Source organism: Actinocorallia sp. A-T 12471, from assembly GCF_033875155.1.
GTDB lineage: Bacteria > Actinomycetota > Actinomycetes > Streptosporangiales > Streptosporangiaceae > Actinocorallia.
Genome location: NZ_JAWZTE010000002.1, coordinates 848,456 through 867,481, shown reverse-complemented (window position 1 = coordinate 867,481; position 19,026 = coordinate 848,456). Strand labels below are relative to the sequence as shown.

General features: G+C 71.0%; 16 protein-coding genes. 7 read left to right on the top strand and 9 right to left on the bottom strand.

Features of this window, described 5'->3' with window-relative positions:
• Positions 1-32: 32 nt before the first annotated feature.
• The 4 genes from R9X44_RS09010 to R9X44_RS08995 form a co-directional block, all read right to left on the bottom strand.
• Complete coding sequence (locus R9X44_RS09010; RefSeq protein ID WP_319813545.1) at positions 33-398, bottom strand: hypothetical protein; 366 nt, start codon at positions 396-398, stop codon at positions 33-35.
• A complete protein-coding gene (locus tag R9X44_RS09005) occupies positions 399-3,284 on the bottom strand; it encodes a TY-Chap domain-containing protein (RefSeq protein ID WP_319813544.1) in 2,886 nt (961 codons plus the stop codon). It abuts the gene before it with no gap.
• A gap of 4 nt (positions 3,285-3,288) precedes the next feature.
• Positions 3,289-4,299, bottom strand: a complete 1,011-nt coding sequence (locus tag R9X44_RS09000) for a TY-Chap domain-containing protein (protein WP_319813543.1) — start codon at positions 4,297-4,299, stop codon at positions 3,289-3,291.
• A 75-nt stretch (positions 4,300-4,374) separates the two neighbouring features.
• Positions 4,375-5,880, bottom strand: a complete 1,506-nt coding sequence (locus R9X44_RS08995; protein WP_319813542.1) for a hypothetical protein — start codon at positions 5,878-5,880, stop codon at positions 4,375-4,377.
• A gap of 133 nt (positions 5,881-6,013) precedes the next feature.
• Here R9X44_RS08995 and R9X44_RS08990 point away from each other — a divergent pair, with 133 nt between their 5' ends.
• The 4 genes from R9X44_RS08990 (at position 6,014) to R9X44_RS08975 (ending at position 11,880) form a co-directional block, all read left to right on the top strand.
• Positions 6,014-6,592, top strand: coding sequence for an HhH-GPD-type base excision DNA repair protein (locus R9X44_RS08990; RefSeq protein ID WP_319813541.1), 579 nt, complete (start codon positions 6,014-6,016; stop codon positions 6,590-6,592).
• Positions 6,593-6,870: 278 nt separating this feature from the next.
• A complete protein-coding gene (locus R9X44_RS08985) occupies positions 6,871-8,967 on the top strand; it encodes a SpoIIE family protein phosphatase (protein WP_319813540.1) in 2,097 nt (698 codons plus the stop codon).
• A 141-nt stretch (positions 8,968-9,108) separates the two neighbouring features.
• On the top strand, positions 9,109-10,731 hold the full coding sequence (locus R9X44_RS08980) for an RNA polymerase sigma factor (RefSeq protein ID WP_319813539.1): 1,623 nt from the start codon (positions 9,109-9,111) through the stop codon (positions 10,729-10,731).
• Between the two features lie 174 nt (positions 10,732-10,905).
• Positions 10,906-11,880 (top strand): hypothetical protein, encoded by a 975-nt coding sequence (locus R9X44_RS08975; RefSeq protein WP_319813538.1) that lies wholly within the window; start codon positions 10,906-10,908, stop codon positions 11,878-11,880.
• A 38-nt stretch (positions 11,881-11,918) separates the two neighbouring features.
• Here the strand turns inward: R9X44_RS08975 and R9X44_RS08970 are convergent, their stop codons facing one another.
• From R9X44_RS08970 to R9X44_RS08960, 3 genes are all read right to left on the bottom strand, one after another.
• On the bottom strand, positions 11,919-12,662 hold the full coding sequence (locus R9X44_RS08970) for a peroxide stress protein YaaA (protein WP_319813537.1): 744 nt from the start codon (positions 12,660-12,662) through the stop codon (positions 11,919-11,921).
• 106 nt (positions 12,663-12,768) lie between these two features.
• Complete coding sequence (locus R9X44_RS08965) at positions 12,769-12,996, bottom strand: hypothetical protein (RefSeq protein ID WP_319813536.1); 228 nt, start codon at positions 12,994-12,996, stop codon at positions 12,769-12,771.
• 148 nt (positions 12,997-13,144) lie between these two features.
• Positions 13,145-13,816: a VOC family protein gene (locus R9X44_RS08960; RefSeq protein ID WP_319813535.1), complete on the bottom strand. Its 672-nt coding sequence runs from the start codon at positions 13,814-13,816 to the stop codon at positions 13,145-13,147.
• Between the two features lie 149 nt (positions 13,817-13,965).
• Between R9X44_RS08960 and R9X44_RS08955 the strand changes: the two genes are divergently transcribed.
• Together R9X44_RS08955 and R9X44_RS08950 are read left to right on the top strand one after the other, a co-directional pair.
• On the top strand, positions 13,966-16,047 hold the full coding sequence (locus R9X44_RS08955) for a DNA topoisomerase IV subunit B (protein ID WP_319813534.1): 2,082 nt from the start codon (positions 13,966-13,968) through the stop codon (positions 16,045-16,047).
• 97 nt (positions 16,048-16,144) lie between these two features.
• Positions 16,145-16,492 (top strand): hypothetical protein, encoded by a 348-nt coding sequence (locus R9X44_RS08950; RefSeq protein ID WP_319813533.1) that lies wholly within the window; start codon positions 16,145-16,147, stop codon positions 16,490-16,492.
• On the opposite strand, the gene R9X44_RS08945 is transcribed toward R9X44_RS08950, so the two are convergent.
• Entirely contained in the window at positions 16,493-17,134 is a 642-nt protein-coding gene (locus R9X44_RS08945) for a TetR/AcrR family transcriptional regulator (RefSeq protein WP_319813532.1), read from the bottom strand.
• 114 nt (positions 17,135-17,248) lie between these two features.
• Here R9X44_RS08945 and R9X44_RS08940 point away from each other — a divergent pair, with 114 nt between their 5' ends.
• Positions 17,249-18,478 carry an NADH:flavin oxidoreductase gene (locus tag R9X44_RS08940; RefSeq protein ID WP_319813531.1) on the top strand — a complete coding sequence of 410 codons (1,230 nt, stop codon included), beginning with the start codon at positions 17,249-17,251 and terminating at the stop codon, positions 18,476-18,478.
• On the opposite strand, the gene R9X44_RS08935 is transcribed toward R9X44_RS08940, so the two are convergent.
• A complete protein-coding gene (locus R9X44_RS08935; RefSeq protein WP_319813530.1) occupies positions 18,456-19,013 on the bottom strand; it encodes a thioredoxin family protein in 558 nt (185 codons plus the stop codon). The genes R9X44_RS08940 and R9X44_RS08935 overlap by 23 nt on opposite strands.
• Between the last annotated feature and the right edge of the window lie 13 nt (positions 19,014-19,026).

Here is a 19,026-nt window from a genome sequence, read left to right as displayed (position 1 = left end):
CTCGACGGCGCGGCCCGCCACAAGCCTGTCGGTCACCCGTACACCTCCTCGCGGACCTGGCCGACCTCGGTGACCGGCGCCCACGCCTGGTACACGCCGCGGTCGAAGTACTCGAGGCCGAGCGCCTCGGCCGCCGGGGCGCTGCCGCCGGTGTACTCCACCCGCAGCCAGCCGTCGTGCTCGCCGATGATGAGGAACGGCTCGTCCCTCCACACGCAGCGGGTGACCACGTACTTGAGCTGGTCCACCTCGTGTGCGGGGACGACCCTGACGAACCTGCCCGGGGCGGCGGCGGTGAAACCGATCCGGGGATCGGCCGAGTACAGCCGGACGTCGCCCTCACCGGGCGCGCAGGCGAACTCCTCGCCCTGCCACACCGCGTAGTACCCGTCGCGCATCTACACCGCCGCCCATCGGGTGCCGTCGGCGTCGAACAGGGCGACAAGGACACGGCGGCCGGACCGGTCGAACCGGTAGATCTCCGCGCCGTGCGGCAGCCGCTGGCTGTCGACCTTGAACTCGGGGATCGCGACGCCGAGGCCGGGAGCGAACCCGTTGCCTTCGAACGGCGGATGCTCCACGACCCAGCCGCCCGGCATACGGCGCATCGACGCCTCATCCGGGCCGCCGAAGGGCGTGCGCAGCGGGCCGCCGAACCGCGCGTGCCAGCGCAGCACGTGCACGACGTCGTCGTCGGGGGAGAAGGTGGACGCCCGCCCGTGGCCGAGGCCCAGGGCCGCGTACAGCTGCTTGGGCGTCGTCAGGGACAGCACGTCGGCCACCCGGTGCACGTACCCGGCGACGCGGTCGTAGCCGCCCTCCAGGTAGTGGACGACCAGCGGATGCGGAAGCACCTTCTGCATGACCAGACGGGAGGAGACACCGCCCGCCAGGCGCGCGAGCGTGATCGAGTCGAGGTAACCGGCGCTGGGCAGGCCGTCGTCCACAGCGAGCTGCCAGTGCGGCTGCGGCCAGTCCGCCACAAGAGCGCGCAGCTGGGTCACCGAGTGCGGCTGCTCAGGAGGTGACGTGTACGCCCGCAGGTACACGCCGTCGGAGTAGATGACGGTACCGGTGACATACAACTCCGCGCCTTCCAGGACGCTCAGGTAGCCGTCCCTGTCGCCGTTGGCCTTGGCCTCGGCGAGCCGCACCGCAGTGCGGTTCGGCTGCCTTGCCGGGTGGCCCGCCACGGGCACGTCGACGGCCGGGACGTCGGGCTGACGCCGGTCGGGCCGCGGCACGTCGGCGAGGGTCTGCCCGGCGGGGGAGGGGCCGTCGTCGGGGATCGCCGCGAAGCGCGCGGTGTCCTCGCCCGGGTCGGGGGCGCGCTCGGGCGGCGCGAGGTCCCGGTCGGTCAGGGTGACGCCGGGGTCGCCGGCCGCCGGGAAGGCGAAGGAGCCGGACGTCAGGGGGTCGTCGTCGCGGGGGGCGTCGGCGGACTCGCGGAAGCTGAACGAGCCGGAGGTGAGGGGGTCGTCGTCGGGGCCCGAGGGGCGCGGGACGTCGGTCGTGGTCAGCCCTGGGTCGTCGGCGACGTGCGGGAACGCGAAGGACCCTGACGTGAGGGGGTCGTCCTGTCCGGACGGCGGGGTGACGGGCGGGAAGGAGAAGGAGCCTGATGTCAGCGGGTCGTCCTGCGCGGACGGTGACGCGGGGGGTGTCCTGGGCGGGAAGGAGAAGGAACCCGACGTGAGCGGGTCGTCCTGGTCGGCGTCCCCGTAGGGCGGCAGCGCGTAGGGATCCGCGCGCGGCACCCTGAAGGACCCGGACGTGAGGGGATCGTCGTCCCGCTCCGCCGCAGGCAACGGCGGCAACGCATACGCCCCCGTGGACGCGTCATACCCGGAGTCATAGGGCGCGTCATAACCCGCACCCTCCGGCCCGTCCTTCCCCGAACCCTCTCCGAACCCGGGCCCACCCTGCGCAGGACCGCCACGCGTCGCGTCGTCGTAAGCCGGGCCGTCGTAAGAAGGCCCGTCATACGAAGAGGCGTCATGCCCCGCCCGGTACGCGGGCCCACTGTGCGCCGGGCCGCCTTGGGCAGGGGCGTCATAGGACGGGCCGTCGTAGGCAGAGGGTTCGTAGGCGGTGGGGCCGTCGTACGGAGGGAGGCCACGGTCCGAGCGGCCGTAGGAAGGGCCGCCTTGCGGCGAGCCGCCGGACGCGGGGGCGTCGTAGGTCTGGTCGCCGAGCGCGGGACCCGGCTGGCCCGGGTCGCCTTGCGCCGGACCCGGCTGACGCGCGTCGTCGTGCGCGGGGACGCCTTGTGAGGGGGCCTCTGGAGCCGGGCCGTACGACGGGTCGCCTTGGGGCGGAGCATCATGCGTCGGGTCGCCGAAGGCGGGGGCGTCGTAGGCCGGGCTGTCGTAGGAGGTGCCGTACAGGGCGCCGTAGGTTTCGCCGCCTTGCGCTGGGCCGCCCTGGCCGTGCGTTGGGTTGCCGAAGGAGGGGGCGTCGTAGGAGAGGCCGTCGTGTGCTTGCTCGCCTTGCGCCGGGTCGCTGTGCGCGGGGTCGCCGAAGGGCGGGGCGTCGTAGGAGGGGCCGTCGTAGGTCGGGCGGTCGTAGGTGCCGTCGCCGTGTGCCGGGCCGCTGCCGGTGGGGTCGCCGAAGGCGGGGGTGTCGTACGAAGGGCCGTCGTAGGGAGGGTCGCCGAAGGGTGGGGGGTCGTATGGGGTGTCGTAGGAGGGGCCGGTGTAGGTGGGGGGTTCGTGGGTGGGGGTGGTGGGGGGGAAGGGGGAGAGGTCGGTTGTGGTGTGGAGGGGGGTGTCGGGGGTGGGGTCCTCGACGGGGGGGACCGCGGACAGGCGTGGGGGGACGTCGGGGAGGGGCGGGGGTACGTGCTTCTCGGTGGCACGGCCCGGGTCGGAGGGGGTGATGCCGAACTCGGTGAGGTCGAGGAAGACGCCGCCGCGGAACGACTCGTAGGCGAGGTCGTCGGGGGTGTCGGCGCGTTGCACGTCGCGCAGCGCGATCGTCATCAGGGTCGCGACCTCGCGGAAGCCGTCGGGCGGCGAGGAGAACGACAGGTCGTAGGTCCAGTTGCCGAAGGACTCCGGCCGCTGCCAGCCGATGTCGGCGAGCCTGTCCTCGGCGACGGGGTCGAAGCGCAGCGCCGCGCCGAGCACGGAACTGCTGACGGCCTCGGCGTGCAGCAGGTCGCCCGTGCGGAACGCCTGGACGTAGTGGCTTCCCTCGGCGCGCCGGTGCACGACGAGGACCATGTGCGAGTCGAGTCCGGCAAGCTCACGGGCCAGCCGCTCGGCGAATTCTCCCCAGTTCATGGCGCTACTGCGTCCGGGAGGTCTCGGTCCAACGGCCGCTGACGCCGTCGAACACCGCGATGAGGCCGGTGTCGGACCACAGCTGCGCGCCGTGCGGCAGCCGGATCGGCAGGCCGGGGGCGGGCGGCAGGACCTGGGCGTCGACGGCCGACACGCGTCCGGCGGTGCGGCGCATCTCGGCGAGCCGTTGCACCGACCCGGAGTCGAGCCGCATCTCGCTCGGCAGGCCGGGGTTGACGGTGAGCTGCCAGGCCGGGTCGGGCCAGCCGCCGGCGAGCCCGAGGACGTCGGTGCGGTGGTGCGGCCCGGCGTAGCCCGCGGCGTCCTGCGCGGCGGGCGAGGTGAACGCCAGGACGTGCACCGCGCCGTCGTGCAGGACCGTGCGGTAGCCGACCTGGCCCGCGCCGGTGAGCGGAAGCAGCAGCTCCGCGCTGATGAGGACGTCGAAGTAGGCGACGTGGTCGTCGCGTCTTCGGGCGTCGGTGAGGACGTCTTCCACGGTCGGCTCCCGGGCGGGGACGGGCGCCGAGACGGGCGCGGGGGCGCGGCGGCGGCCCGCCGCCTGGGCGGAGGCGATGCCGAAGCGGGGCAGGTCGACCTGGCCTGTGCCGTGCCGGTGGAACGACTCGTACACCAGGTCGAGCGGCCGCCGGACGCCCTGGACGTCGCGCAGTGCGGTCACCATCATGTCGGCGAGCAGCGAGAACGCGTCGGGGCCCGAGTCGGGCGGCAGTTCGGTCCACCAGTTGGCGGGCGACCAGTCGGCCGTGGGCGGCCGCCAGCCGGCCTCGGTGAGGATCTCCTCGTCCGACGGGCCGAGCAGCAAGGGCCCGTCGAGGAAGTTGTTGCTCACCGACTCGGCGTACAGCCTGTCCGGCTCCCGCATCGCCTGCACGTAGTGACGGCTCTCGTCGCGCTCACGGACGATCAGGATGGTGTCGCGGCCGAGGGTCGACAGCTCGAGGGCGAACCGCTGGGCGAACTCCGACCACTCCAAGGCGATTCTCCGTTTCACGCTGTGGGGAGTCCCCCCGAAGGTCCAGCGAATGATCCCGATGCGCTGTCACTGTGGCAAGCGGGCGGCCACAGTCTAAAGGTCTTCCACGCGTATCTTCCGGAGAGCCCGGCGCAGACCGGGACGGTCTCGGTCGAAACGCACGACGAGCCGCATCAGCCCGTGCACCACGAGGTGGCGCTGGCCGCCCTCGTCCAGGAGCCGCTGCGTGGTCTCCCACAGTTCGGGAGGGTCACCTTTCCACAACCGGTCGGCGAGCCGCTCGTATCCGTCGAGTTCCGCCTCGGTCGCGCCCGGGTGCTCATAGGCGAGCATGACGCGCCGGTCGGCGGAGTCGGCGGGGTCGAGCCCGGCGAGTTCCCCGGTGAGGAACGGCAGCGCGAACGCGCGCCGGGGCAGCGCCTCGAGGTCGCCGTCCGGGAGCAGTTTCTCCACGAGCGCGCGTTCGAGTCCGGAGGCCGCAGGGTCGCGGTACGCCTCGCCGAACTTGTGCGTGGCGTCCCACACGGCGTCGAGGGTCGCGCGGACGCCGTCGTCGGGAAGGTTGGTGCGGCGGGCCGCCCAGCGCACCCAGGCGGCGAGCACGTGCGGCATCGCCTCCTGCTCGGACGGGCTGAGGAACACCTTGCGCGGCAGCCAGTCGAGCAGGAACATCTCGCACTTGAGCGGGCTGACGCGCAGCGGACGGCCGAAGTCCCTGGCGCATCCGTAGGCGATGATCCGGTCGACGCAGCGGCCGGCCGCGGCGAGGTCGGACAGGTCGTTGGCCTCCTCCGAGGCCAGGAACCGCGCGACGAGCGTCGCCTTGCGGTCGCTGCTCCACACGGGGACGGGCGGCTTCGACCCGCCGGGAGGCAGCGCGCGTATACGGGCGCGCAACAGCGCGTTGTAGGAGGCGAAGGTCTCGCTCACCGGGGCGTCGCGCAGCGAACCCGTCAGGTCGAGCGCGGGTTCCAGCAGTGCGCGCGCCTCGCCGGGGTCGATCTCGGCGAACTCCATGAGCGCGCTGGAGGACGCCTGGCCCCGGCAGTGGTCGAGCAGCCGCTCGACCTTGGAGGAGATCCACGCGTCCCGGACGAGTCCGCTGTCGGCCGGGCAGTCCCAGCGGCCGCCGAGGTTCTGGTCGACCAGGACGACGAGGGCGTGCTCCTCCTCGCCCGCGTAGGTGAAGGTGCAGATGACCGTCTTCTGGTCGCCGTAGACGTCCTTGGACAGGTAGCACGCCGACGGCTCGACAAGGCCCATCCGGTCGGCCCACGGCGGTCGCGCCACGCCCGCGTCCATCAGCCGCAGCGCCCCGCGCTCGGCCTTGGCGGCCTGGCGCGGCGTGCCGAGGTGCGCCACGCCCGACAGCAGCGCGAGCGCGGCGGGGGTGGCGGAGTGGATCGCGTGGTCGAGCAGGGCCTCGCCGACCGCCTTCTCCAGGTCGCCCTGTCCGGATCTGCCGCCGTACCAAGCCCCGAGGATCTCGCTGACGATCAGCTCGGCGTCCAGCGGGCTGCGGACGGCGAGCAGTTCGCGAGCGTGCACGAGCATGTCGTCGAAGATCCCCGAGATCTCCTCGGCGCGGCGCGGACTCACGTTGAGCCACCCTACCCGCAGCCACCAGGGCTCTTTAAGGAAACATGTTTGTTTGTCGCGGTCTGTTTGTCCGTCGGTCAGACCGCCGCCCCGCGCCGGGGACCGGCGGGCGGGCGCGCTCCATAATGGGGACATGGTGGAACTGCGACTCGCCCAGGACCCGGACGCCGACGCGCTGCTCGCGCGCAGTCCGCTCGCCGCGCTCGTCGGGATGCTGCTCGACCAGCAGGTGCCGATGGAGCGCGCGTTCGGCGGGCCGCTCACGATCGCGCGCCGCATGGGCACGGCCGACCTCGACGCGCACGAGATCGCCGCGCGCGACCCCGAGGAGTTCGCCGCGCTGTTCGCGCAGACGCCGGCGGTGCACCGCTACCCGGGGTCGATGGCCAAGCGGGTGCAGCAACTGTGCGCGTACCTGGTCGAGCACTACGACGGCGACGCCGCGCGCATCTGGGAGGACGTCCCCGACGGCCGCACCCTCCTGCGACGGCTCAACGAACTTCCCGGATTCGGCAAACAGAAGGCACAGATCTTCCTCGCGCTGCTGGGAAAGCAGTTCGACGTGACGCCCGAAGGCTGGCGTGAGGCCGCCGGAGCTTATGGGGAAGAAGGTTCTCACCGTTCGGTAGCCGACATAACGGGCCCGGAATCGTTGCTCAAGGTGCGGGAGTTCAAGAAGGCGGCGAAGGCCGCGGCCAAGGGCGAGGGCTGATCCCGATACCGGCGAGTTAGGGGTACCGGGGACGTCCCGCGTTCTAGGATCTCGGGGCGGTTCGCGCCATGGCGCCCGTTGGAGGGGACGACTAGGGTGACTTTGACCGGCTGGGCCCCGACGAGGCGGGTGGTTGTGGAACCGCGCGCTCCCCGGGATGATGAAGTGACTCCGACCGCTGTTGTGATGGAGGCGGGAGCGCTAGCCTGCTCCCATTCACCCATAGTGATGGAAACTTGCCTCGCCGTAGGGCGTGAGGGGCACCGGAGGTGGCGGCGATGAGCACCGATACGTCTGTGCCCGGCCCGCGGGTCTCGGGCCTCGCGGCGTCCGATTCGGCGCTCTTCTCGACCCTTGTCCGCGAGGCCCCGATGGGCTTCGGCTTCTTCGACGCCGAGATGCGCTGCCGTCGCGTCAACGACACCCTCGCCGGCCTGCTCGGCGTCCCCGCCGACGATCTCGTCGACACCCTGCCCGCCGACCTGCTGCGCGACGATCTCGCCGCGGCGCTCACCGCGCAGATCGCCGAGGTGGTCTCCACCGACCGTGCCGTGGTCGACCGCGACTTCAGGTTCGCCGCGGCCTCGGCCGAGGCCGAGGAGTCCGGCGTCCCGGACGTCAAGTGCTGGGCGACGAGCTGGTTCCCCTCGCACGGCCCCGACGGCAAGGTGCTCGGCGTCGCGCTGATCGCCGTGGACGTCACCGAGCGCCGCCTTGACGAGGAGCAGATCCGTCGCAAGGAGGAGCGGTACCGGTCCCTGGTGGAGGCGTCCTCCCAGGTCGTCTGGGTGACCTCTCCGCGCGGCGAGGCCGTGGACGACGCGCCCGAGTGGCGCGCGATCACCGGCCAGACCCTCGAGGAGTACCGCGAGGGCGGCTGGCTCTCCGTCGTCCATGAGGAGGACCGCCAGCGGGTCGAGGCGTCCTGGCTCGAGGCCCTTGACGACAACCGCACCTTCCAGATCGCCTACCGGGTCCGCACCAAGACCGGCGCGTTCCGCCAGTACGAGGTGCGCGCCGTCCCGATCAAGCGGGGCGAGCAGGTGGTGGAGTGGGTCGGCGCGAACACCGACGTCACCGGCCAGCGCGAGGCCGACGAGATGCGCGGGCGGCTCACCGAGCAGCTTTCGGCCGCGGCCCTGCGCACCGCGCGCCTGCAGCAGGCGACGTCGATGCTGGCCGAGGCCCTGACCGTCTCGCAGGTGGTCGCGGTGATCACCGAGGTGGGCAGGTCGGCGATCGGCGCGGACCGCTCGTCGGTGGCGCTGCTCGACCACGACAAGTTCCGTCTCACGCTCATCTCGCCCGACGGCGTCGCCGAGGGCGAGGCGCCGGTGGTGATCCCGGTCAGCGCGGCCACCTCCATGTCCGTAGCGGTCCGCGAGAGCCGTCCGTTCCTGGCCTCCACGCCCACCAGCCTGCGCCAGCAGCTCGGCGGGGAGGCGGAGCAGGAAGGGTACCTGGCCGAGCCCGATGAGCGGGCCTGGGTGGGCCTGCCGCTGCTCATGGCCGGTTCCGCGATCGGCGCGCTGCGCTTCACCTTCACCCGGCCCCGGGAGATCACCGAGGAGGAACGGGTCTTCCTTGAGGCGCTCGCCGGCCAGTGCGCGCTCGCCGTGGGCCGCGCGACGCTGTACGAGCAGGAGCACAAGACCGCCGAGACCCTCCAGCGGTCCCTGCTGCCCGACAGCCTCCCGCAGCTCGCGGGGATGCAGCTGGCGGCCCGCTACCACCCGGCCACCCGCCACGTGCAGGTCGGCGGCGACTGGTACGACGCCTTCCGCCTCGCCGACGACAGGCTCGCCGTGGCCGTCGGAGACGTCATGGGCAAGGGCGTCCTGGCCGCCTCGGTCATGGGACGCGTCCGCAACGCCCTGCGCGCCCTGGCGCTCAACGACCCGCGTCCGGCGGCCGTCCTCGCCGGGCTCGACAGGGTCTTCTCCGCCACTGAGCCGGAGGAGCAGTTCGTGACGCTGGCCTACGCGGTGATCAACCCCGAGACCGGCGCCGCGGTGGTGTCCAATGCCGGACACCCGCCCGCCCTCGTCGTCCGTCCCGACGGGCCTCCGTCGCTCGGGTTCGCCGAGCCCGGGACGCCGCTCGGATGGCCCTCCCAGCGACAGCAGTCAAGTTTTTCCGTGGAACCCGGCAACACTGTCGTGTTCTATTCCGATGGACTTGTCGAGAACCGTCGGCGCGGGGTCGACGCGGGCCTCGAGGAACTCGTCGGGGTCGCCGGGAACGCCCCGCCGGACGTCGTCAGAGACCCAGAGATCCTGGTGGACTACCTGGTCGACCAGATGCTCGCCGGATACGACCAGGACGACGACGTCACGGTCCTCGCGCTCCATGTTCCACCCAGAAACACGGCGTAGTCCGTACGAAGGACCACTGGACTCCCCCTAAGGTGGTGTGTTAGCGGGCTCCGGGTACGATGCTCCTTCCCTGACGGGCCTGAGGAACGTGTCTGTAGTGGACACGGACCGTCAAAGCACACGTTCGTTCGAGAGGTATTTGTGTCGCCTGCCAGTTCTACCTCGAAGCCGTCCGAGCTGCACGACCTCGTCATCGAGCAGCTCCTCGAACGTGCCAGGACGCAGGGCTACATCGAGGCTGATGATGTACGCCGGACGTTCGAGGAGGCCGACATTCCGGTGTCGAAGGCCCCCGCCATCCTGCGGAGCCTGAGCAAGGAGGGTGTGACCGTCATGGTGACAGCAGCCGACTCCGCGGCGCCCAAGCGCCCGCGCAAGGCAGCCGCTTCACGCCGCCCCAAGACAGCCGCCGCCGCCAAGGAGAAGCCGGAAACGGTGACCGCGGTGGTGGAGGAAGGCGAGCAGGAAAAGCCCGCCGCGGCCAAGCCCGCCCCGCGGGCCGCCAGGAAGCCGAAGGCCCCCGCGGCCAAGCCGGCCGCCGCTCCCGCGGCCAAGAAGGCGGCCCCGGCCAAGCCGGTGAAGGCCGTCAAGAAGGCCGGTCCCGAGGTGGACGACGAGGCCGAGGACCTTGAGGACATCGAGGATCTCGACCTGTCGGACCTCGAGGTCGAGGACACGGTCGAGGTCGCCGCGGACGAGGCCGAGGAGGCCGAGGAGACCGAGGACGAGCCCCAGGCCGCCGAGGTCCCCAAGCCCCGCGCCGCCGGCGAGAAGGACGAGGAGGAGAGCTTCGTCCTCACCGACACCGATGACGACGAGGACGCCCCCGTCCAGCAGATCGTCGCCGCGGGCGCCACGGCCGACCCGGTCAAGGACTACCTGAAGCAGATCGGCAAGGTCCCGCTGCTCAACGCCGAGCAGGAGGTCGAGCTCGCCAAGCGGATCGAGGCCGGCCTGTTCGCCGAGGAGCGCCTGGCCAACGAGGTCGGCCGCCTGTCGGAGGAAGACCTCGAGGACCTCGAGTGGATCGCCGAGGACGGCCGCCGCGCCAAGAACCACCTCCTTGAGGCGAACCTCCGCCTCGTGGTCTCCCTCGCCAAGCGCTACACCGGCCGCGGCATGCTCTTCCTCGACCTGATCCAGGAGGGCAACCTGGGTCTGATCCGCGCGGTCGAGAAGTTCGACTACACCAAGGGCTACAAGTTCTCCACGTACGCCACATGGTGGATCCGTCAGGCGATCACCCGCGCCATGGCCGACCAGGCGAGGACCATCCGCATCCCGGTCCACATGGTCGAGGTGATCAACAAGCTGGCGCGCGTGCAGCGGCAGATGCTCCAGGACCTGGGCCGCGAGCCCACCCCGGAGGAGCTCGCCAAGGAACTCGACATGACCCCGGAGAAGGTCGTCGAGGTCCAGAAGTACGGCCGCGAGCCGATCTCCCTGCACACCCCGCTCGGCGAGGACGGCGACAGCGAGTTCGGCGACCTCATCGAGGACTCCGAGGCGATCGTCCCGGCCGACGCCGTCAGCTTCACGCTGCTGCAGGAGCAGCTGCACTCGGTGCTCGACACGCTGTCCGAGCGCGAGGCGGGCGTGGTGTCGATGCGGTTCGGCCTCACCGACGGCCAGCCCAAGACGCTTGACGAGATCGGCAAGGTCTACGGGGTCACCCGTGAGCGGATCAGGCAGATCGAGTCCAAGACCATGTCGAAGCTGCGCCACCCGTCGCGTTCGCAGGTGCTCAGGGATTATCTCGACTGATCACAGTCGTGCGTTTTGATCACGGCGGGCCGTCTTTCGGAGACGGTCCGTCGTATTTTTTCGGATCTTGCCCCCCAAAGAGGGGCGATTAACATGCTGTTTACGTAGTGGTATCTACCGGTGCGTCCTCGCTCCCTAGTCTGAGATTTCATGGGAGTGATGGAGGTTGACAGGGTGCACTTGCAGCCCGCGGGACACCGTCCCCGGGCCGAGCGCGTCATAGACGGCCGCCCCTGGCTTGACCCGATCCTGGATCAAGCCTGCGACGCCGTCCGCGAACGCTATCTGAGAGTCGCCGTCTCCGCGCTTTGGGAGACGCGCAACGATTTCGAGCTGCGATCCTTGAGGGTCGAATATCTGGCGAAGGCCGCTGTCGGCTGGAGCAAGGGCATCGAGGCGCTGCTCGCCCATGATCCGTACAACCCCGACCTGCACCTGTGGCTCGGCCGCACGCTGATCGAGGAGGCGTGGCAGATCAGGCCCGCCGCCCGGTCGCGGTCGCAGCAGGCGGGCGGCTACCAGGCGTTCACCAAGGCGCTGCACGCGGCGCGCCAGCCGCTGAAGACGTCGGCCGACCTCTTCAAGGACGACCCCGTGCCGTGGGAGTCCATGCAGTGGCTCGCGCTCGGCCTTGAGACCGACGCCGACGACAAGACCGAGCTGTGGAAGCGGGCCTCGGAACGCTGGCCCACCCTTTACGGCGCGCACGTCGCCCGGGTGATCAGCCTTTCCCCGCAGTGGGGAGGGGTCGCCGAGGAGATGTTCGACTTCGCCAGGGTCGCGATGAGCATGTCGTCAAGGGAAGATCCGCGAGCGGCGCTGATGCCACTTGCCTATTTCGAGTATTTCGTCCAGGAACGTTCCGGAATTATCAAGGGCGCGTCGTCCTGGTTCTCCGGCACCGAGATCCGCGACGTGGAGGCCGCCGCGCGCGGCTGGCACGAGGGCCCGCGCCCGCATCCGCGCACGATCGAGGCGCACAACCTGTTCGGCGCGGCGTTCCATCTCGCCGACGCGCGCCGGCCCGCCCGCAACCACCTGTCGCGGACCCAGGGCCGACCCGCGTCACTGCCGTGGACCTACATCGGAGGCAACGCCGTCGATCAATACGCCAAGGCATGCAAGCACCTCAACCTGCTGGACCACTGAAACCCCGGTAGACCGGGTGGTTCCGGGTCCTTCCGGCCTCATTCCACGGGATCGCCGACGATCACGTCGATTCCGCCGCGTCCCAGCTCGACAGCGTGGCCGAGCCTGGACAACGCCTTGACCAGCTCTTCGGCGGAGGACGCCGCCACACCGTTGACCAGCAGGTCACGGGCCACCGCGCCGCGCGTGGCCTTGGCCATGTGGCTGACGACGGAGCGCTTCACCACGCCGTCCACGACGCGTTCGCGGAGCACCCGTACGCCCACGGAGGGCCGTTTCCACGCGGCCGCGTACGGTGCCGAGCGCATGTCGACCACGAGCCCGTCGTGTTCCACCGCCTCGTGCAGCGCCGGACGCCAGACGCCCGCGAGCGCGCCGAGCGGCGGCAGCCGCACGCCCATCGCGAGCCGGTAGGGCGGCACCCGGTCGTCGGGCCGCAGCACCCCCCACAGCCCTGAGAAGATCAGGATCTTCGCGCGCGCCTCCTCATCGAGGTCGGCGACGCGCAGGTTGTCGTAGAGCACGCCCGTGTACAGCTCGGCGGCCCGCAGGGTCGGGGCCTCGGGCACAGCCCGGTTCCTGGCGATCGCGTCGCGCTGGCCGTCGGTCAGGCCCAGAACGGCCTGAGCGTGCGCCTCGGGGCCCGAGCACAGGGCCGTGAGCGCTTCCAGGACCCGGGTGCGGACGGGCGTCAGCGGCGCGTAGGAGAGCGTCGAGAGGTCGAGGGGCGGGCCTGTCCCGGCCGTCGCCTTCCCCTCTGACGGCGGCAGGAGGATGAGCATCGGAATGATCTTAGGGGTCTCGGGCCCGCGTGAGACGGGCTGTGAACAGGACGAAGGGCCGCCCTCACGGGCGGCCCTTCGTTCAACCTGTCGGGCTGATCAGTCCCTAGGAGTGGTCTTCGCCACGCTGTCGGTTCTCGGTCAGCTTGTCGGTCTCGTCGTGGATCTCAGCCCCCGAAGCACGGAGGTTCTCCCCGTACTTCCGGCCGTGGTGGGCGCAGAACATCAGGTCCGCACCACCACTGAGGGTGGCGCGTACATAAGCCTGGGCCCCACAGCGGTCGCAGCGGTCCTGCGCGGTGAGCGGCTTGGTCGGGGCAAGGGTTCCAGTCACGGCACCTTCCTCTGTACTCGGGGGTCGGTACTTAGGAGAACATCTAACCCGACCTGGGCGTTCCCAAAACCTCCTGCGCTACGCCGACAGCAGAAAGCGCCTTCCGTACCGCGGGTTCGCCATGATCCCACCATGCCGAAGTCCGGTTTCAGTGACCGAAGACACAGAATTCGTTGTCTTCCGGGTCGGCCATGACGGTCCAGGCGATCTCGTCGTCCTTCGCCCGCAGGACCTTCGCACCCGCGCGGACCAGGTCAGCGGGGTCTCCGGTGACGTCCCAGTGCCAGCGGTTCTTGACCGTCTTGGGTTCGGAAACCCCCACGAAGTCCCAGGTTTCAAAAGGGGCGCCGGGAACATTCCTGAGGGACCAGAAACCGTCACCCGCGACGGCCTCGGCGTCGAGGATTTCCGCCCACCAGGCCGCCTGACGGGCCGGGTCGGCGCTGTCCACGACAAGGGACTTGATCCGCTTCCCGTCCGCCGGGTCACGGGGTTCACCTGGGAAGACGCAGAACTCGCCGCCCTCGGGGTCGGCCATGACCGTCCACCCCTCCTGCCGGGAGAGGGTGCGCGCGCCGAGCCCTTCCAACTCCTCCGCTCCGGGGGCGGGCCAGACGTCGAGGTGGACGCGGTGTTTGACCGTCTTGGGCTCGGGGACCAGGTTGACCCAGATCGTCTGGTGGGGGTCCGCGCCCCGCAGGACGGCGTCGCCGTCGCCGTCGGGGGAGTCGGCGAGGCCGAGCAGCCTCCCCCAGAAGCGGCCGAGCGCGACGGGGTCGGCGGCGTCCAGGCACAGGTCCTTGAAGATGGTGATCGCCATGTGACCCACAGTAGGACGGGCCCCCGCCGTCCCCGGACGGCGCTCTTCTGTCGGCCGGACGGGGTAAGGTCTTGCGACGACGATGCAATGCATGTTCGAACCCATCGGGGCGCGGGACATCGCATCTGAGGAGCGTTCGAGGGAGCGTCGTGACCACCGCCGTCGAGGAAAACGTGGACGCCGCCGGCTACTCCGCCCGGCACCTTTCGGTGCTGGAGGGCCTGGAGGCCGTGCGCAAACGCCCCGGTATGTACATCGGTTCGACCGACAGCCGCGGCCTCATCCACTGCCTGTGGGAGATCGTCGACAACTGCGTGGACGAGGCGCTCGCCGGGTTCTGCACCAAGATCGACGTCGTGCTGCACGCCGACGGGTCGTGCTCGGTGGACGACAACGGGCGAGGCATCCCCGTCGACATCGAGCCCAAGACCAAGCTGTCGGGCGTCGAACTCGTCATGACGCGGCTGCACGCGGGCGGCAAGTTCGGCGGCGTGTCCTACACCGCCTCCGGCGGCCTGCACGGCGTGGGCGCGTCCGTCGTCAACGCGCTGTCCGCCCGGGTGGACGTCGAGGTGGACCGCTCCGGCCACACCCACCACATCTCCTTCCGCCGCGGCATCGCCGGAGTCTTCAACGGCGAGGGGCCCAAGGCGTCGTTCCGGAAGAAGTCGGGCGTCGTGGAGGGCGCGAAGGTGCCGCGCGGCCGCACCGGCACCCGGGTGCGCTTCTGGCCGGACTACCAGATCTTCCTCAAGGACGCCACGATCGCGACCGAGCCGGTGCTCGACCGGATGCGGCAGACCGCGTTCCTCGTGCCCGGCCTTGAGATCACCGTCACCGACGAGCGCGGCGAGACCCCGCTGTACGAGGCGTTCCGGTTCGAGGGCGGCATCAGCGAGTTCACCGGCTTCCTGGCCAGGGACCCCGAGATCTGCGACGTCCTGCGCATCCAGGGCAGCGGCCACTTCACCGAGACCGTCCCCGTCCTGGACGACCTGGGCCACCTCGTGCCGACCGACGTCCCGCGCGAGCTCGACGTCGACGTCGCGCTGCGCTGGGGCACCGGCTACGACACCACGGTCCGCAGCTTCGTCAACGTGATCGCCACGCCCAAGCACGGCACCCACGTCCAGGGCTTCGACCGGGCGCTGGTGCGGGTGATCAACGAGCAGCTGCGGGCGACCAAGCTACTCAGGGTCGGCGACGACAACGTGATCAAGGAGGACATCCTCGAGGGCCTCACCGCCGTCGTCACCGTCCGCCTTCCCGAGCCGCAGTTCGAGGGCCAGACCAAGGAGATCCTCGGCACCTCCGACGCGACCAGGATCGTCAACCAGGTCGTCGGCAAGCGGCTGAAGGAGATCTTCGAGACGCCCACGCGCGGCCAGAAGCAGCAGCTGCGCACGGTCCTCGAGAAGATCGTCGGGGCCGCCAAGACAAGGATCGCCGCGCGCACCCAGCGCGACACCCAGCGCCGCAAGAACGCGCTTGAGTCCTCGGCGCTGCCCGCCAAGCTGGTCGACTGCCGCACCACCGAGGACCGCAGCGAGCTGTTCATCGTCGAGGGCGACTCCGCGCTCGGCACGGCCAAGCTCGCGCGCGACTCGGAGTTCCAGGCGCTGCTGCCGATCCGGGGCAAGATCCTCAACGTGCAGAAGTCGTCGGTCGCCGACATGCTGAAGAACGCCGAGTGCGCGGCGATCATCCAGGTGCTCGGCGCGGGCTCGGGGCGGACCTTCGACGTCGAGTCGGCCCGCTACGGCAAGATCATCCTGATGGCCGACGCCGACGTCGACGGCGCGCACATCCGCTGCCTGCTGCTCACCCTGCTGCACAGGTACATGCGGCCGATGATCGAGGCGGGCCGGGTGTACGCGGCGGTGCCCCCGCTGCACCGCATCCAGCTCACCAACCCCAAGCGCGGCCAGGACAAGTACATCTACTGCTACTCCGACGCCGAGCTGCGCCGCAAGCTCGTGGAGCTGGAGCGCAAGGGCCTGCGCTGGAAGGACCCGGTGCAGCGCTACAAGGGCCTGGGCGAGATGGACGCCGACCAGCTCGCCGAGACCACGATGGACCCGCGCCACCGCACCCTGCGGCGCATCCGCATCGAGGACTCCGAGGCCGCGGGCCGCATGTTCGACCTGCTCATGGGCAGCGAGGTGCCGCCGCGGCGCGACTTCATCATCGCGGGCGCGGCCGAGATCGACGAGACCCGGATCGACACCTGACGTGCCCTGATCCGATGGGTCAGGAAAGCGTGCCGGGCGCGTCAAGGTAGGGGCAAGCGGCCCGCGCCGGGACGCGCCCACGGGCACCCTGATCGGCGTGCAGAAGAGTGCGATGGTCGCCGACTACCTCCAGCAGTGCGCCCGTTGGCGGCTCGACCGCGCCGGGACCGCCGACGACCGCCGTGACGCGCGCAGCGCGCTCGCCCTGCTCGACGCCGCGGCCGTCGCCCGCGCGCTGGTCGACAGCGACAGGGTGATCCTGCGCCTGCACGCCGCGGGCTGCTTCGTCCTCGGGCGTTACAGCCCCGGCGTGGAAGGCGAGAGGCTCGTCAGGTTCTGGCACTACGAGGCCCCGGACGGCGACCCCGAGGACCTGCTGGCGCTCCTCGTGGACTGCGCCGAACGCGCCCGCAACCCCGTCCCGGCCCAGCGCGCGCCGAGCTGATCAGCTCCGGTAGATCGCGCCGAGGAAGACGGCGAGGAGCGTGTCGAGGAGGCGGTCCTCGGGGACGGCGGGCTCCTGGCCGCCGTACGTGCTCACCAGGACGCGTTCCACCATCCAGTTGAGCGAGATCGCCAGGTCGCGCGCGGGCACCCCGTCGGGCGCCGCGCCGCGCCGCCGTTCCGCCTCGATCGCCTTGGCCGTGTCGGCGACGAACCCCTCCATCACCCGTGACCACACCGCCCGGACCTCGCCGTTGGTGTGCAGCGCGACGGCGCTCGCGGAGGTGACCGCCCGGTGCTCGGCGAAGGTCGCGCAGAACGCCCCGACGGCCGCACGCCACATGCGCTCGGGCCCTTCGGCGAGCCGGTCGAGCGCGTCGTCACGGCGTGCCCTCGCCTCGCCGACGACCCGGTCGAGCAGCGCCAGGAGGACGAGTTCCTTGGAGGCGAAATAGAAGTAGAACGTCGGCCGTGAGATCCCCGCGCCCTTGGCCAGCTCGTCGATGGAGATCTCGGCGAGCGGTTTCACCGCGAGCAGCCGCTCGGCCGTGGCGAGGATCGCCTGCTCCCGGTCGTCGCCGGTGACCGCGCGGGTCCGCGCGGCGCGACGGGAGCGTACGGGCTCGGTGACGGCGGGGTCCATGGGGTCAGCCTAACAGCGCTCGACACTGTGTTGACTTAACTCGACACTATGTCGAATACTTGCGCCGTCCGCCGGGTCGTCCGTTCCCGGCGGTGCGGAAGCGAGGAGGCACCCATGGACAATCCGCTGCTGCGGCCCTGGCGGATCGGCACGCTCGACCTGCCGGGCAGGCTGGTGAAGTCGGCGACGCACGAGACGCGCGCGACCGAGGACGGGCTGGTCACCGACGAGCTCCTGGAGTTCTACGCGCCGATGGCCGAGGCGGGCACGCCGCTGATCATCACCGGGAACCTGTTCGTCTCCTGGCAGGGCAAGTCCGCGTACCGGCAGGCGGGCATTCACGACGACGCGGTCATTCCCGGCCTGCGGGAGTGGGCGGCGCTCGTGCACGCCGGGGGAGGCAGGCTGTTCGCGCAGCTCAACCATGGCGGAAGGCAGATGACGCGGCCCGCGCCCGGCGTCCCGTACGCGGTGTCGGCCTCGGGCGTGCGGGAGATCGCGCAGGGGACGAAGCCGCGCCCGCTGCGGGCCGCCGACATTCCCGCGCTCGTCGAGTCCTACGCGGCGGCGGCGGAACGGGCGCGGGTCGCCGGGCTCGACGGCGTGCAGATCCAGATGGCGCACGGCTACCTGCTGAGCCAGTTCCTCAGCCCGCAATCCAACCGGCGTCGCGACGGCTACGGCGGCTCGCCCGACGGGCGGATGCGGCTGCCGCTCGAGGTGCTGCGGGCCGTGCGCGCGCGGGTGGGCGACGACTTCCCCGTCATCGCGAAGATCAACGGGACGGACACGCTGCCCTACGGAGGGGTGCGGCTCGCGGAGCAGATCGCGCTGGCGCGCCGCCTCCAGGACGAGGGGCTCGACGCGATCGAGGTGAGCCGCGGTCACTTCTCGTCGTTCCCGAGCACGACGTCAGGCGACTTCAGCGGCTATGTCAGGGCGCAGGTGCGGGACGGGGCGATGCGCGAGGCGTCGCGGACGCGGCGGACGTTGATGCGCGTGATCGCGCCCGTGCTCGAGGCGGGGTTGAGCCGCGCGTTCCCGTACCGCGAGGGCTTCAACCTCGATCAGGCCGAACAGTTCAAGCGCGCGCTGGACATCCCGGTGATCTGCGTCGGCGGCTTCCGCACGCCCGCCGCGATGCGGGCGGCGATCGACGCGGGGCGCTGTGACGCCGTCGCGGCGGCCCGCGGGCTGATCGCCGACCCGCACCTCTACCGGCACTGCGCGACGCCGACGCCGGACGCGCCGGTCTGCACGATGTGCAACCGCTGCATCAGCGTCGCGGGAGGGCTGCCCATCGGCTGCTACGACACGAAGGTCAGTCCTCGGGCCGCCACTTGATGCCGCAGCCGAGGCTCGGCGTGTGCGGCTCGGGGACGGGGCGGCCGGCCAGGGCGAGGTCGAGGGCGGCGCGCAGGGTCTCGCCGGTCGCGGGGACGTCGTTGGACGGGCGCGCGCCGTCGAACTCGCCCCGGTAGACGAGGCGGCGGTCCGGGCCGTACAGGAAGAAGTCGGGCGTGCAGGCGGCGCGGTAGGCGCGGGCGACGTCCTGGGACTCGTCGTAGAGGTAGGGGAAGGTGAACCCGGCGCGCTCGGCCTGTTCGGCGAGGTGGGCGGGGGAGTCGTCGGGGTAGGTGACCGCGTCGTTGGCGGAGATGCCGAACGTCGCGACGCCGAGCCGTGCGTACTTGGCCGTCAGGGAGCCGAGTGCCTTCTCGATCCGGCGGACGTAGGGACAGTGGTTCGACAGGAAGACCACGAGGACGAGTGGTTGCTCGTCGGCGGCGGACAGGGTCACCGTCGTTCCGTCCAGATCGGGCAGCGAGAACGCGGGCGCGGGCGTACCGAGGGGAACCAGGAAGGACTGGATGGCCATGGGACCATGGTGG